16 protein-coding genes and 2 pseudogenes are annotated in these 15,290 nt (G+C 41.8%); 12 read left to right on the forward strand and 6 right to left on the reverse strand.

Annotated elements, in window-relative coordinates; all coding sequences use genetic code 11:
* The first annotated feature begins 207 nt into the window (after positions 1–207).
* From HT574_RS19780 to HT574_RS04955, 10 genes are all read left to right on the forward strand, one after another.
* The gene (locus tag HT574_RS19780; RefSeq protein WP_254698563.1) at positions 208–459 is read left to right on the forward strand and encodes a hypothetical protein; all 252 of its coding nucleotides are present in this window, start codon (positions 208–210) and stop codon (positions 457–459) included.
* A gap of 57 nt (positions 460–516) precedes the next feature.
* Complete coding sequence (locus HT574_RS20635) at positions 517–840, forward strand: hypothetical protein (protein ID WP_483874547.1); 324 nt, start codon at positions 517–519, stop codon at positions 838–840.
* A gap of 389 nt (positions 841–1,229) precedes the next feature.
* Positions 1,230–1,478, forward strand: coding sequence for a hypothetical protein (locus tag HT574_RS19655; RefSeq protein WP_217499374.1), 249 nt, complete (start codon positions 1,230–1,232; stop codon positions 1,476–1,478).
* Complete coding sequence (locus HT574_RS19660) at positions 1,456–2,406, forward strand: RHS repeat domain-containing protein (RefSeq protein ID WP_217499375.1); 951 nt, start codon at positions 1,456–1,458, stop codon at positions 2,404–2,406. Before HT574_RS19655 ends, HT574_RS19660 begins: the two co-directional genes overlap by 23 nt.
* 105 nt (positions 2,407–2,511) lie before the next feature.
* Positions 2,512–2,724, forward strand: a complete 213-nt coding sequence (locus HT574_RS04930; RefSeq protein ID WP_175243665.1) for a hypothetical protein — start codon at positions 2,512–2,514, stop codon at positions 2,722–2,724.
* A gap of 1,018 nt (positions 2,725–3,742) precedes the next feature.
* Complete coding sequence (locus HT574_RS04935) at positions 3,743–4,132, forward strand: MerR family transcriptional regulator (protein ID WP_175243666.1); 390 nt, start codon at positions 3,743–3,745, stop codon at positions 4,130–4,132.
* Positions 4,129–5,658, forward strand: coding sequence for a class I adenylate-forming enzyme family protein (locus HT574_RS04940; RefSeq protein ID WP_175243667.1), 1,530 nt, complete (start codon positions 4,129–4,131; stop codon positions 5,656–5,658). The genes HT574_RS04935 and HT574_RS04940 overlap by 4 nt, the downstream gene beginning before the upstream one ends.
* The gene (locus HT574_RS04945) at positions 5,636–7,309 is read left to right on the forward strand and encodes an acyl-CoA dehydrogenase family protein (protein ID WP_175243668.1); all 1,674 of its coding nucleotides are present in this window, start codon (positions 5,636–5,638) and stop codon (positions 7,307–7,309) included. The genes HT574_RS04940 and HT574_RS04945 overlap by 23 nt, the downstream gene beginning before the upstream one ends.
* Before the next feature lie 125 nt (positions 7,310–7,434).
* Positions 7,435–7,902 (forward strand): DUF5680 domain-containing protein, encoded by a 468-nt coding sequence (locus HT574_RS04950; protein WP_175243669.1) that lies wholly within the window; start codon positions 7,435–7,437, stop codon positions 7,900–7,902.
* 113 nt (positions 7,903–8,015) lie between these two features.
* On the forward strand, positions 8,016–9,851 hold the full coding sequence (locus tag HT574_RS04955; protein ID WP_175243670.1) for a monovalent cation:proton antiporter family protein: 1,836 nt from the start codon (positions 8,016–8,018) through the stop codon (positions 9,849–9,851).
* A 1,081-nt stretch (positions 9,852–10,932) separates the two neighbouring features.
* On the opposite strand, the gene HT574_RS04960 is transcribed toward HT574_RS04955, so the two are convergent.
* The 6 genes and pseudogenes from HT574_RS04960 to HT574_RS04980 all read right to left on the reverse strand — a co-directional run bounded on the left by HT574_RS04960 (position 10,933) and on the right by HT574_RS04980 (position 12,954).
* Positions 10,933–11,478 carry a hypothetical protein gene (locus HT574_RS04960; RefSeq protein WP_042409674.1) on the reverse strand — a complete coding sequence of 182 codons (546 nt, stop codon included), beginning with the start codon at positions 11,476–11,478 and terminating at the stop codon, positions 10,933–10,935.
* A 231-nt stretch (positions 11,479–11,709) separates the two neighbouring features.
* A complete protein-coding gene (locus HT574_RS19785; RefSeq protein WP_309138280.1) occupies positions 11,710–11,823 on the reverse strand; it encodes a GNAT family N-acetyltransferase in 114 nt (37 codons plus the stop codon).
* A gap of 71 nt (positions 11,824–11,894) precedes the next feature.
* Positions 11,895–12,101: a hypothetical protein gene (locus tag HT574_RS19790; RefSeq protein WP_254698564.1), complete on the reverse strand. Its 207-nt coding sequence runs from the start codon at positions 12,099–12,101 to the stop codon at positions 11,895–11,897.
* 79 nt (positions 12,102–12,180) lie between these two features.
* Positions 12,181–12,444: pseudogene (locus tag HT574_RS04970) on the reverse strand (hypothetical protein); the annotation flags it as partial.
* 139 nt (positions 12,445–12,583) lie between these two features.
* Positions 12,584–12,724: a hypothetical protein gene (locus HT574_RS04975; RefSeq protein WP_175243671.1), complete on the reverse strand. Its 141-nt coding sequence runs from the start codon at positions 12,722–12,724 to the stop codon at positions 12,584–12,586.
* 65 nt (positions 12,725–12,789) lie between these two features.
* Positions 12,790–12,954 carry a hypothetical protein gene (locus HT574_RS04980; RefSeq protein ID WP_309138281.1) on the reverse strand — a complete coding sequence of 55 codons (165 nt, stop codon included), beginning with the start codon at positions 12,952–12,954 and terminating at the stop codon, positions 12,790–12,792.
* Here HT574_RS04980 and HT574_RS04985 point away from each other — a divergent pair.
* A pseudogene (locus tag HT574_RS04985) lies at positions 12,943–13,578 on the forward strand (tyrosine-type recombinase/integrase); the annotation flags it as partial. The gene HT574_RS04980 and the pseudogene HT574_RS04985 sit on opposite strands and share 12 nt — an antisense overlap.
* 211 nt (positions 13,579–13,789) lie before the next feature.
* Positions 13,790–14,269: a flavin reductase family protein gene (locus HT574_RS04990; protein ID WP_003247648.1), complete on the forward strand. Its 480-nt coding sequence runs from the start codon at positions 13,790–13,792 to the stop codon at positions 14,267–14,269.
* The last annotated feature ends 1,021 nt before the right edge of the window (positions 14,270–15,290 follow it).

Here is a 15,290-nt window from a genome sequence, read left to right on the forward strand (position 1 = left end):
ATTTTTGAACAATAATGGTTATTTTTTATCTTTTATCATTAATCAAGCGGGAACGGCGGAAAATGGGGAAATTCCGCCATTTTGTAAGCATGAAAGCTATCGGTTGTCATTTTACAATAATTGGATTATTCCTAACATATCTACCATATTGCTATAATTTGACTGCCATCCGGATGATCAGAGAATTACGAAAGGAAGAAAAATAAAGTGATAGAGAAGCCGCTGCCTAATCACCATCGCCTAATCGCTGTTATTCTTTCATTTTGTTTAATTTTTAGTTTCCTTGCTCCCCCATTTGCACAAGCTGCTCCTGGTAAATCGGAACGGGCAGTACAACAAAACATTGAAGCTGATATTGGTGAGCTACCTAGGAAACTTCCAAAATCAAAACTGGAATTAGAAAGTAAACGGACAAAGTATTCGACACGCTACTTAAATCCAGATGGAAGCTTTACGTAAGAGATTTACTTACAGCCTCAATTTTATCAAGATCCTAATGATAAGAAGTGGAAAAAAATCAACAATGACTTAAAGCCGGGCGAGGCAAATCAGTTTGAAAACACAGCAAATGCATTTAAAGCAAAGTTTGCAGAACAATCTAATCAAGCTGAACTTGTTTCTGTCGAAGAAAATGATAAAAGCCTTTCCTTCACCCCTGTACAAGGAAAAAATGTACAGGGTGTTGTGAAAAATAATGAAATCACTTATAAAGGGTTATTTGAACAAACAGATGTACGATATCGTATCCAAGGAGATGCGGTAAAGGAAGATATCATCCTGAACAGTAAGCCTAGTACCAACACATTTTCTTTTGAATTAAAACTAGATGTCAACAAGTAAAAAGAATTAAAATTATACTTGGTCCCAATCGTTAATATTGAGTAATTACTAGAGGAGGTAAAAACGGAAATTATAACAATTAAGAAAGACACTTCGATGTTAGTTTTGTTTGGACTACTTTTTGTTATTATTTTTGGATTATGGTCAATAAAAAGATTTTACTCATACAAACCTACGTATAAATGTAGATTAGATTTTCTGATGGAGAACGCTAGTTTAATTGCTGGATTTCTTACAGGTCTCGGGTTACTTCTTATTGCATTTTTCATGTAACCAACGATTCACCAAAATATTCCTGTTTTGTGAATTTTGGTAACGAAATTGCTCATTAGCCCCCTAATGAATTTGGACACTCGCTGAGGTTGTTTTTTTATTATCGAAGTGACCAAATGAAGAGAGCTTTGATATACACGAAACGAAGAAAACATCCGAACACATACGAATACAATGCTGTCAGGAACCGCACGAAGAAAATCGTAAATGATGGAACGACGACTACTACAACAACGTACATGTATGACGCCGCCGACCAATTAACGGCCGTCAACGGACAAGCGTACACGTACGATGCCAATGGCAATTTAACGAACAATGGCAATAAGACATTTGTGTACGATGATGACAACCGGTCTCATTGAAGTAAAAAATGCGTCTGGCGCCACCATCGCGTCATTCACGTATGATCAGCTTGGAAGACGGATCAGCAAAACCACATCAAACGAAACCATTTATTATCACTACGATGGCGACTCGAACCAAGTGCTATATGAAACAGATGCCAACAATAACATCGTGGCGGAGTATACGTGGGACGCAGACGGCCACCCAGTCACGATGACCAAAGGTGGAGTCACTTACTATTATCACCTTAACGGCCACGGAGATGTCATGGCATTAACGGATGCAAGCGGAAATGTCGTTGCGGAATATCAATACGATGCGTGGGGGAATATTCTTTCCAAAACCGGCGCCATGGCATCAGCCAACCCATACCGTTATGCGGGTTATTATTATGATGAGGAAACTGGGTTATACTATTTGATGAGTAGGTATTACAATCCTGAAATGGGTAGGTTCATTAATGCAGATAATGCAATGGTTGTAAAGGGTATTACTGACCTCGCCATAACAGAACCTGCAATGCATAAAGGTGATTTCACATTATTGGAAAATATGTTTGCATATGCTGCGAATAATCCTGTAATGCATGTCGATCCAGATGGGTACTATTGGGGAAATCACTGGTGGAATTCAAAATGGTTTATAAGTAATGCTATTAATTGGGGAATAACTGCACTTGTTGGTGGGGGAATTGGTGGACTTTCTCTTTATCTAAGAAACCTATCAAAGAAATATCTTGCTGACGGAGCTGCAATCATGTTTGCAAATGAACTAAAAAAGAAACTTCTTGCTAAAGGTATATCTGCACGAATTGCTAGTTATGTAGCAAATGCTGCTAATGTTCTATTTAACGTGTTAATGTGGGCAACGGATCCAGGTAGCAAAATTTTTGCCCGTATAGATTCAAAGGATCATGTACCGAATAACGGATACCTTAACTTGTAAAATGTGTAGCAAAGAATCAATAAAGTAGAAACTTCTTTACAACCCATTGCCATAAGAGCCTAGATTGATTTTATGGCAATGGGTTCCTCTGGAAGGAGGGATAATTTGAAACAAACAATAGGAAGATTTTTTATTTATTTTCTAGGTTTTTTTATTCTTATAATGATTTTTGGGGGAATATCTAAACCTTATGAAATGGATATTGATGGAATAGTTCGGGCGTTAGTTATCTCTTCTGCTTCTGCTTTGTCATGGATTATTGGTCAATATATTGTGAAAACGAAAATGGCGAAAAAAATAAATAAGGTAATAATGTAAAGAAAAAGGTTATTCGATGATTCAAAACGCGGCTATTAGTTATATTCTCGTTCAAATGATGGCATTGCTAATGAATTTATTGGTCGAAATCGCAAAAGCAATGTGATAAAAGGCGGAGTTCCCACTCCGTCTTAATTTATTACATATTCATATCCGGCTGATTGTTTCACCGGAACTAAAAGAAAAGCTGGAGGCTTGGTGCAGGGAGTATGGTGTTAAATATGAGGTGCTATGCAAATAAGTGGATAAAAAAGAAAGCGGAGTAAGACTCCGACCTTCTTATGTACTGTCCTATTATAATTACAGACCAAGACTTTAATGAGAAATGTACAGGGCGAAAGTTACGGAGAATTGCTGAAGCTTATGAAGCCCTCCAACGAATATCTGAAGAACGTTACAATTAACAAATAAGAGAGGACAAATCCTCCCATCTATCCAAATTTATTTCAGAGATACCCTATATATCTTAATCATCACACAAAATTCTTGACGGTACCAAATCAATGATTAATAAACATAAGAATAATTTGATATAAATCAATAAATTATCTTGGAGATGATTCCCGATTTTTCTTTTTAAGCCTACTTCCCATACGTTCCAGATTGCTCAATCTACTTATAAATATAGTCAGGATCAGTAATATCAAGGTGATGTACAATCATCTTTACACTTTCTCCTATCGAGGCTCTTTAGACTGCTCCAATTTTCCATTCTGGTGAGTAACTTTAATAGGTTCTTCTTTTCGTATCATGTATCGGCTCCTTTTTATTTTCTGTATGGGTACCTTTATACATGTCTACTTTCGAAGGTTCACTCCACAGTGTTAAAGCCGATGATATATAGCCGGAATAAAATTCCCCACTTACAGTCAATGAGAGGAGCCACCTTAAAGAAGGTGGTTTTTCTTTTGGTCGAAAATCAACAACAAGCGATAACAGAGCTAAAAACTTAGTTGACTTTAACGTAAACGTAAATTAAAATAAAATTCGGAAAATTAAAAAGATAGAAGGGAACACCATGCATTACTTAACGATTTCCCAGTTAGCACAGGAATTTGATATTAGCACACGGACGATCCGCTATTATGAAGAGCGCGGTCTGATTGCGCCGATTCGCACGGAATCGGGGCAGCGTCTGTATACAAAAAAGGAGCGCGCGAAATTAAAGCTGATTTTGCGAGGCAAGCGCTTTGGCTTTTCGCTTGAGGAAATCCATGAAATGATTTCGCTTTTTGATCAAGACCGCACCGGACGGAAACAGCTGGAAAAAACGATTGAATATGGAAGGAAGAAAATAAAGGAGGTGAATGAGCGGATCGACGATCTTATGCAGCTGAAAGAGGAGATGGAAGCGATGCTAGTGGATTTGGAAAAGCGATTGCGCGAATTGGAGGGATCGGATGGATGAACATTTCAGAGCTGCTCGCCCGCAATGCGAGAAAAATTCCGGATAAGACTGCGATCATTGATGGGGACATAGAGCTTTCGTACGTAGAGGTCGACCGGACGGTCAACCGCTTGGCTTCGTCGCTTTCCCGGCTTGGCATTTGCCAAGGCGATAAAGTCATTTTGTATATGCCGAATACGAAAGAATTTGCGTTTGCGTATTTTGCCGTGCTTCGCCTTGGCGCCATTGTCGTTCCAGTAAACGTGCGCCTCACTGCTTCCGAAGTACAATATATTCTTCATCATAGTGAAGCCAAAGCGGTGATCGCCCATGAATGGATTTGCGGGCAGCTTGCCCCGCTGGTAGGACAAGGGAATGTCATTTGGATCAAAACAGGAGAAGCAGCCGATGGCTGGGCATCCATGGCTGACTTGATAGCGGCAGGGGCGCCGGATCCGATTGTTTGCCCGCTGAACGAAGAGGATGAAGCAACGATTTTGTACACATCGGGAACAACAGGGAAGCCGAAGGGAGTATTGTTTACTTACCGCAACATTTTTGCCGTCGCGACGATGATGGTCATCGAGACGAAAATGGACCGTTACAGCCGCATTTTGCATATGATGCCTCTCAGCCATTCCGCACCGCTGCATTTGTTTTTTGTCGGCGGTACCTATGTCGGCGCCACCCATGTACTAGCACCAGCGTTTTCTCCAGAAGCGTTGCTCCAGCTCGTCGAACAGCACGAAATCACCCACTTTTTTGGCGCGCCTGTTGCTTATTTACTGACCGCAAAGCATCCGCGCCTGCATGACTATAATCTTTCTTCCATCCGCTATTGGACGTACGGCGGCGCGCCATTGTCACGTGATGAGGTGTTGTTTATTGCCAGCCAATTCCGCACCGACCGCCTTATGTGTTTGTACGGTCTCACAGAAGCGGGTCCGAACGGAACGTATTTATCGCCGGAAGAGCACACAGCAAAAGCCGGCAGTGTCGGCAAATACGCCGCCCTTCACTGCGAAGTGAAAATCGTCGATGACCAAGGGAAGGAAGTACCACCGGGGGAAATCGGCGAAATTGTCCTGCGCGGGGAAAGCGTGATGAAAGGCTACTATAAAGATGAAGAAAAGACGAAAGAAACGATCAAAGACGGATGGGTCTATACCGGCGATTTGGCCTGCCGCGATGAAGACGGCTATATTTGGGTGGTCGATCGTAAAAAAGATATCATTATTTCCGGCGGCGTCAACATTTATCCAAAAGAAGTGGAAGATGTGCTGCGCACACATCCAGATATTATCGATGTCGCGATCGTCGGCGTTCCGCATCCGGAATGGGGAGAAACGGCAAAAGCGTTTGTCGTTGCCGCCAAACCGTTGGAAAATCTTGCAGAAGATTGTAAACGTTTTCTAAAAGAAAAGATCGCGGACTATAAAATTCCGCGCTTATATGAGCAAATCGAGGAACTGCCGCGCAACGCGACAGGAAAGGTGTTAAAACAAGTGTTGAGGGGGAAGCACGATGAGACGGCTGCGCGACGTTGATCCGAATTTACTCGCCAACTTGAAAAAGTATTTAGATGACGAGTTGTATGCCTATGCCGAAGAAAAGCTGGAACAATTCTATCAGCTTTGCATGACTGATATTGACCGCCGCGCTGTACACACCGACCGTGAAGGACAGCCGCGCCTGATCAAATACGATCGCTTTGGCAATGATATTTCCGAAGTATGGGTCAATGAAGGCTACCAGCAGACCGCGAAACAAACGTATGAAACGGGAATCGTCGGCTACGTCCATAAGCCGATTCCTGAGCTGGGACGGAAAGGAAATTACATTTATTCGTACGCGCAAGGCTACCTGTTGTCACAGGTGGAGACAGGTTTTTATTGCCCGGTGACGCTGACAATGGCTACCGCCTATTTGCTTGATCATTTTGCCGATGAGGAGTTGAAGAAGAAATATTTGCCGCATGTGATCTCTACCGGGGAAGTCGAGCTATATGAAGGTGCAACTTTTTTAACGGAGCGCCAGGGCGGCTCTGACGTTGGCGCCAATGCGGTGCGCGCCGTTCCGTGCGGCGATCATTACAAGTTGTATGGAGAAAAATATTTTGCCAGCAACGCCGGCCGCTGCGGTGTCGCCACCGTTTTGGCGCGCATCGACGGGAGCGAGCCGGGAACAAAAGGGCTAAGCTTATTTCTTGTCCCATGGCGCAACGAAAACGGCACGCTAAACGGCATTCAAATCCGCCGCTTGAAAGATAAGCTCGGAGTGCGCGCCGTTCCATCCGCAGAGGTTGTCTTTGACGGAGCGAAAGCGTATGTCATCGGCGATCCGAAAAAGGGCTTCTATTATATGATGGAAGCGTTAAACTTGTCGCGCGTCTGCAATGCGGTCGGGTCGATCGGCATTATGAAGCGGGCGTTAGAGGAAGCGAAGCAGTATGCAGCTAACCGCACCGCTTTTGGCCGCAAGCTGACCGACTATCCGATGGTAAGGGAAACGCTCGCCAATTTGACGGCAAGGCAAGAAGTACAAACGAGCGCCTGCTTTCAAATGATTTCCGTGTTCGACCGCGTCATGACTGCGCCGGATGAAGCGACGGAGGACGAAAAAGCGTGGAACCGTCTTCTCATCGCCTTGCTCAAGATGCGCACCGCTGAAGAAGCGATTGCCTTTGCCCATGAAGCGATCGAAATGCACGGCGGCAACGGCTATATCGAAGATTTTGTGACACCGCGCTTGCTTCGCGACGCGCAAGTGCTGACGGTATGGGAAGGGACGGCCAACATTTTAGGACTGGAAGTATTACGGTTAATGCGCAAATATCGTGTTCATGAGCAGTTTATTGCCAAAATGACGAAGGCGCTCTCTACGCTTTCCGCCGATGTAGAGCGGCTCGCCACCCCGGTGAAGCAAGGATTGCACGAACTTGCGGAAGCGTTGAAACAGCTTGACGGCCAACCGGAAGAGGTGCAAACATTCCACGCGAAAAAAATTGCCAACCGCCTTTGCGACATTTATTTAAGCGTTGTCGCCCTCAAGCGCGCGCAAGAAAATGAACGGAATCGCTTGATTGCCCAGCTCTTTTTGCAGCACATTTGGAACCGTCATTTGCTGGATGAACAGATGCTTTCTGTTCGCCATTTTGAAACGGTTATTCATGAACAGAAACAGCTATCTCCTTCATAATGGACATAATGAAATGATACAGAGCCGCTTTTATGACGGCTCTGTTTTATTGATGAATGAATTGGGTGCAATTCGATATAATCAACAATATATTAGCTCGTTGGAGGAAGGAGAGGGAAACATCGATGGAAAGAGATACGGCAAATCTAGTGGAAGCAAAAAAACAGACATACGCTTCCGAGACGAATGATGCGTCGGTCCGTCCTTTATGGAACGAGGCAAAGCAGCTGGAATATCAGAAGGATGACTATTTGTACCGCGATATTTATTTCGGCTCCGTTTTTTTCGCCGGACAAGAAGTAGTGGAAGAAAAAGAGAGGCCAGTATGGTCGATGGTATATTCAAGAGGTATCGTTACTCCCAGTTTGCCACGGGCACAAGTAGCTTCTGTTTATGCGTTTTTACGTAAGGCGCTCCGATTAGTTGATGTGCAAGCGCCATATCGCGGCCCGCGTCAATGGCAAGATGGCTCGTATACATATCAAAATGATTATGAAGGTACATGGGAACGCTTTTGTGGGGAAGAGCGCATTTTCATCGCGGGAGAAAAAGTGTATGAGTTGCGCTACAGCGGCGGTCTAATCATACCGTGATTCGAGAGCTCAATTTAGTGAGCGATCCATTATTTTTGAAACTGTTTTGTTGCCAAATTTGTTTCTATGGGATAATATCTAAAGTCTAGAAAACGTTTGGAAAGGAGAATGGTATGGCGGAACAGTCATCGATTACTTCGTTGTTGATTGTCGTTGTCGTTGCTTTTTTGACGCCCATATTATTGAATCGTTTGCGTCTGCAGGTCATTCCTGTTGTCGTGGCGGAAATTATCGCCGGCATTATGATCGGGAAGACCGGATTTAACCTTGTCAAACCGGACATGTGGATTGAAACGTTATCGACATTAGGCTTTTTGTTTTTAATGTTTTTAAGTGGATTAGAAATTGATTTTTCCGCGTTTGCGAATAAACCGAAAGCAAACAAGAAACAAAAGGAACCGAATCAATTTGTCGTCGCTTCGATTATCTTTTTGGCCATTTTCGTGTTGTCTTACGGGCTTTCCTATTTATTTGTATTAGCAGGTTATATTGATAATGCGTTTTTAATGACATTAATCATTTCTACTATTTCGCTTGGTGTCGTCGTTCCTACGTTAAAAGACACCAATCTCATGAAAACGACGATCGGGCAGACGATTTTGCTTGTTGCGGTTATTGCCGATTTGGCGACAATGATTTTACTGGCGGTTTTCGTTTCGATCTATGAACCAGGACATAAAAGCGTTTGGCTACTTCTTGGCTTGTTTGCCGCAGGTGTCGTCTTTTATTTTGTTGGTAAATATTTTAAAAAACGTTCCTTTGTGGAAACAATGGCAAAAGGAACAGTACAGATCGGCACGCGTGCTGTATTTACGCTGATTATCGTCTTGGTCGCCCTATCGGAGACATTTGGTGCCGAAAATATTTTAGGGGCGTTTTTAGCAGGGGTGCTCGTTTCTTTGCTGTCGCCGAATAAAGAATTGATGCATCAATTAGATTCCTTTGGCTACGGATTTTTCATCCCGATCTTTTTTGTCATGGTTGGAGTCGATTTAGATTTGCGGGCGCTGGTCACTGAACCGAAGATTTTAATGATGATTCCGCTGTTGGTGGCTGCGCTGGCGATTTCGAAAATTATTCCTGTCTCCCTATTAAAAATCTGGTATGACACAAAAACAACGCTCGCCGCGGCGTTTTTGCTTGTTTCGACTTTGTCGCTCGTTATTGCAGCGGCTACGATTGCCGAACGCATCGGCGTCATTGATGAAAATATGAAGGGCGCGCTTATTTTGGTGGCGGTCATCTCCAGCATCATTTCACCGATTTTATTTAAAAAATTATTTGTGAAGCCGAAAGAGGAAGACAAAAAGATTGCCATTTCGTTTATTGGCACGAACCAATTTACGTTATCGGCGGCAAAGGAATTAGACGAACAACGCTATGAAGCGACGCTGTATCATATCCAGCAAGAAAAAATGGAGCTGCCGCTTTCCGATCACGTGTTCCCGATTGTGGATATCGAGGACTATTCGCTGCCAACATTGGAGAAACATAAAGCGTTTGCTGCCGATATCGTTGTTGCTTGGACGGGAAATGAAAAGGTGAACGCTGCCGTCGCATTGGCGGCCAAAGAGCGGGGAGTCGAGCGGGTGCTTGCGCTGGCGGAAACACCGACACAAGTCGAACGGCTAAAGGAGGAAGGCATCGAAACCATGTCCGTCTTGCTGTCGTCGACATCGATGCTGAAGGCGTCGATTGAATCGCCGCGAGTGGCGCGGATGTTTATAAACAAGGATGCGACATTGCATGAAATTACGATGAATAACAATGAATATGATGGAATCCCGCTCCGCCGCTTTCCGTTTATGGGAGATTGCATTATCGTCCGCATTTTCCGCGAAAATGAATCGATCGTTCCGCACGGGGACACAAAGCTGCAAAAGGAGGATCGCTTGATTGTCACTGGCTCGGGCGAGTATGTCAATGAACTTCGGGAATTGCTGGAGTAACTGAGACAAGATATAAGATATAACGGCGCATAGTTTATTGCCAAAATGAACGCTTCAAACAGAGTCGTTTTTCATCACGGCTCTGTTTTTTCATGGACCTTATTTTTTAGTGTGATTCTTGGTGATTGACCTATCGGTATTATTGGTATTGGTATCGGCTTAATAGTTGGTGTTCCATGAACAGACGGAACGTATGGCATAGGTGTCGGTTGTTTATTCGGATTGATCGGTGTTGCGGTTGGTTTTGCTGTGCTTGTCACTGTCATCACAGCCGTTGGCTTTATCGGTTGTTTTTTACCGTTGTCGTTGCCATCGTATCACTCCTTTCGAAATAAGAAAAAGAGGGGAGAGCTGATATTATCCCTCTTGTGTGGACAGTGTAGAAAAAGGACACACTGCTATACAGGAGGGATTTTTTTGGATAAATCAGATGCAAAATACATAAGCTATAGTTTTGAATTAAATTACGTGCAGTCGCGATGTATTTGAATGAACAATTAGGGTAGCGAAAAGTGGCCAGGAGAATGGAGATAAAAAAATTCTAAAAAGGTACGCATTTGGGTAAGGAACTATCAATAGTATAGGGAAGAAGGACTAAAAGAACGTAGAGGAAAAACCATTTCCTCTAAACGGAGTCGTCCGAGAATGAAACCACTAACATTTTCGTGTTCACATAACTATTAAGGAGTAAACAGACAAGGTTACATAAAGACCAACCTATTCCTCCTCGTGCTGTAAAAGAGCTTTTTAACAACGCCGGATGGTGGCCTGAGTACAGCGAGAAAGATATTGCAAAAATACTGAATTAAAATATTGCTGTTGGAGTATGGCAATGAGATTGTCTTGTAGGATTTGCTAGAACAGTCGCTTTAGAGCATATATAAAAGATGTTGTAGTTCATCGAGATGTGAGAAAATAAGGATGGGTGAAAAAATGTTATCAGATGAATGATGTAAATGGAAAATGAATAGGTTTTACAATCATCTTTTTATTTATTTTCTGTTTTATTATGTATGAAGGAAGTTTGCTGCATCTATTGTGAAAAGATAGGCCTGCCGCCTATCTTTTCTGTGTCCAGTATTTAGCGGGACTTGATTTTTGCTTCAAATTGTCTAAGCGTTAATTGATTTAACTCTGGAAAACCTTCTTCTTTCAAGGAAATGGTTTTTCCTTCGTAAACAGGGTAGACTCCTTGCCATCCCCCGACAATGGTATACAATTTTGTTCCTGGAACAGGTTTTAGAAAGCAAACATATCGACCCTCAGCCATCGGTCCTGGATAAACTTTGTTGAGAGGATGTAAAGGATCAGGAAGGGGTTCAATACCGGTTGATAACACGTTGATGATTTTTCCGCCGGTTCCCTTTAAATATTTGTCGACATGAAAGCTTTGTACAAAATTGACGAGCTGCCCACCTTGTACAGACTTATTTAACGGCTGTTTCTGAAAAGAAGTATCGAACCAACCATAAGCAATTAATGTTGAGCCTCTTACTAAATCCTTTAAGTTTGCGACACGCTTGATATTTACTGCTTGTTTTGGAATGGTAATATTATGCGCCTGAACAGGTAAATGAAACGTAAACAGCAAACATATACAGATTAAAAACTTAGACCATACTTTCATTCAATCACCTCATTATATATCTTTGGTGAGCGTTATTATTGTTTAACAATCTTTCCTAGTTTATGCATGTTTCCTTTGTCCTCATCCTCCTGAATGACTTGTTTAATGCGTTGGATTTTTGGGACTTTTTGAAATTGATATTTATATTGTCCTTCTAATTAACCTAACGGTTTCTCCATATCTAACATTGATTTAAATCCTAGACTTTCATATAATTTTCTCGCTCTAGAACTAGACCATAGCTCGCTTTGCCCCATTACCTTTTAACCATGAACAAACTTCATCTACCAGTTGATAAGCTAATCCGTTACCTCTATGTTGCGGTAGAGTATAAACGGCTATTATCCAACCAAAAGGAGTTTGCTCTTCACTTAAAGGAAAGAAATACTCTTTTCTTCAAAGACTACCCGCACAAGCTACAATCTCTTTTTTTCACTTTCTGCTACTCTAAACATGAGGTTTCCATTTTCACTTTCCTTAAAAAATAAACGTTCAACTTCATTAACCTTTTGTGAGTCAGGCAAAGCTATGCCATCTATTTCACCCATTTCACATGCCATTCTAAACCAAAATTCTGCTATTAACGGAAGCTTGTTTTTAGTAGCCCAGCGTGTTTCATACATCTGTAATTCCTCCATCCCTACAACATTAGTTTGACGTTTTCCTTACTATTTAGAATAAAGTTCTCCATATAATTTTAATTTATGGAGCAGATAAAATAAGCTTATGCTGTATCACCAGTTTGTGATGAATCCATTTATTTAATGACTGGGCAGCCAACCATTCCATAATTGTTGTTGTTTTGCCATTAATTGTTGTTACACATTCGTTGTTATATACATAAATCCATGACCAATGTCCATTGTATTGATATGGTGTACCATCTGCATTTTTGTACAAGCCTGTAGTGTCATGCACATCATCAAATAAGGATAAATGAACATTTTTTGCTCCAGCTTCGATCAAACAGTGCTGATTTATTGAGCAGTTTGGAATGCAATATAATCAGCGTTATCGAAAGTTCTATACACCAAAATAGTATGTTAGAGGGCGGAAATTGTTTTTAGAAGTTAAAGCTAGGAATCTTAAAATATGAGAAACTGTTTTATTGATTTTTTATTTTTCTTTTCAATAGTTCAACAATGACTAAGGGGATTCGATGTTTTTTGGCAATATCATTGCTTGTTATTTCTGGATTTTGTTCTAATTCTTTTTCAATAATGGTTTGAATTTCTGCTTTTTTCATTTAATTTACTCCTATTATTTATAAAGCTTTTGAAAATAATTTTAGATTTAGTACTGGAAATGTGTTTAAATACCACTCGGCATAATCGCAATACCAAAAGGAGTGGGGGATCCAACCGGTATAGGTACTCCGATGACTGTGTTGGTTGAGGTGTTAATGACTGACACAGTATTACCTACATTGGCAACATAAGCACGAGTTCCATCTGGGGTAATGGCGACATCCAGGATTTAAAATCGGCCGATGAAGACAACGAAAAAATCATGTGGCTCACAGAAGAAGAATTCGAGGACTTATTGCATCGGATGCGAAAAAAACCGGTTCGCAGCAGAGGAGTGGATCCCGAAGAGAAATATCGCCGCGACCGCGCGGTGGTGTACTTGCTTACCTATGCGGGATTGCGAGTAGAAGAGTTATCAAATTTGAAATTAACGGACTTAGATTTAGAGATGAAGTGAATTCGGATCGTGGGAAAAGGGATGAAGGTAAGAACGGTGCCGATCTCGAATATCTTGTTGGTCGAACTCGAGGATTGGCTGAAGTTTCGCGCGGAAATGGCGAAAAAGAAGCCGCATGTCGCCGAGTCACCATACGTCTTTTACAGCCAGCGCTCGCCGAAATTTTCTGTTCGGGGCATCCAGCGAATGATTGAAAGCTACAGCCTGCCGAACAAAAAGCTAACCCCTCATATGTTCCGGCATACGTTTTGTAAGTGGAAGCTAAAGGCGACGAACAACGATATTGAGAAAGTACGGAGACTTGCCGGCCACAGCAATATCGCCGCAACATCCCGATACCTAAAAGACAGCTATAGCGATCTGGCGGATGCGGTAGAGGCGTTGCCGAAATTTTAACATCAAGATGGATGACAGTTTTAGTATCGGAGCTGTCCAAGTACATTTAGAGACTATATAGAAAAGTTTGGCCGCTGTATTCTAAGTTGTGAAATCTTCTTTGTCTCCTAAAAATGAAAAGATGGACATATATTATTAACTTGGATAAAATGGAAATAGAACATCTACACAACTGAAAAACGCGATTTTTACGGAAGGAGGAGTTCCATACATGGATGCCAAGGCGAAAAAAACGGCTTTACGCGGAATTACATACGGTTTGTACATTGTCGGCACAAAAGATGAAAATGGCGCTGCCAATGCTTTTGCGGGAAACTGGCTGACACAAACGTCTTTTAATCCTCCATTGGTAGCGGTTGCAGTGAAAGTAGGCACTCGTTCCCAAGAGCAAATTGCCAAAAGTGGCGTATTTAGCGTCAATATTTTAGAAACAGGCCAAAAGGATATGGTCACCGCTTTCTTTAAATCTTTAGAACCGGAAGGAAATAAGCTGGCAGGGTACGAATTCTATACCGAAGAAACAGGATGCCCGATTTTTAAAGATGCGCTCAGTTTCTTTGAGTGCAAAGTCGTCGAAAAAGTAGAAAAAGGCGATCACTATATTTATGTGGGCGAAGTAATCAATGCGGGTGTGCATCGGGAAGGCGATCCGCTGACACTGAAGGAAACCGGATTTTATTACGGGGGGTAATTTGGGGACTCCCAACGTACAAGCCTGTTATAAGCAGTTGCGAAGGGAACGGATATGGAAACCACTGCATGTATGATATGAAGCAGGCTTTTTCCGCCTGCTTCATCCTTTTAATGCCTCTCGAATCATCAGCGCGTGCTCCGGCTGATTAGAAGACGTAGGCGTTTCAATATAAAACTTTCCTTGATGAAAAACGATCTTCACCTGATCGATGTTCTGACATTGTTTCACCTTGATGCGATAATGACGCCCTAAATACGGCAATTTTTCTCCGCTGACAAATTCTAATGGAGCAGGCGGCTGCTTAATTTCATTCAGTAAACTCCATTTATCTAAAATCTACGGAGCTTTTTTCCGTAAAATGTGATCGATCTCCTCTTGACCCAAATGGCCGGGAGATGTCACCGTCACTCCCTCCATTCACTCTACCACAATCGAAATATCCTCTTTCCCTTTCACTTGCTGCAATGTATACTCAATCACTGTCGTTCCAAACTAAAAGGTAGGCATAAAACATGTCCCCAAAAATATCAAGTGATACCCCTTATACAAGTCAGTTATCCACTTTTTTACTGGATTTATTCCACAATATCCCACGCATAAATACCGATGGGATTGCGAGATTATTTGGTCTCGCGCGGAAATGGCAATAAAGAAACCACATGTGGCCGCATCGCCATAAGTCTTTTACAGCCAGCGCTTCTTAAAGTTTTCTGTTCGAGGCATTCAGGGAATGGTAAAATCGATGTTAAAAGTGAGCAAGGGAAAGGATCTTGTTTTTCCATATATTTTCCTTTAAAAAATGAACGGAACTAAACGAGACCATTTTTATATTCAATAGGATGGATGAAACCAATGAACGGAAATTTCTGTAAAGATCAACAAATAAAATGTAATGCCATCGATTTTCGACGTTTATATATATTTTAAAACTATGTTCTATTTAATAAATAAAAATCAGATTATAATCCTTTTAGGTGTAGAAACTTTCTTTATTTTTTAATGTTTTTCTTACAAAAAT

The sequence above is a fragment of the Parageobacillus sp. VR-IP genome (genome assembly GCF_013357975.1).
In the GTDB taxonomy this organism is placed as follows: Bacteria; Bacillota; Bacilli; order Bacillales; family Anoxybacillaceae; genus Saccharococcus; species Saccharococcus caldoxylosilyticus.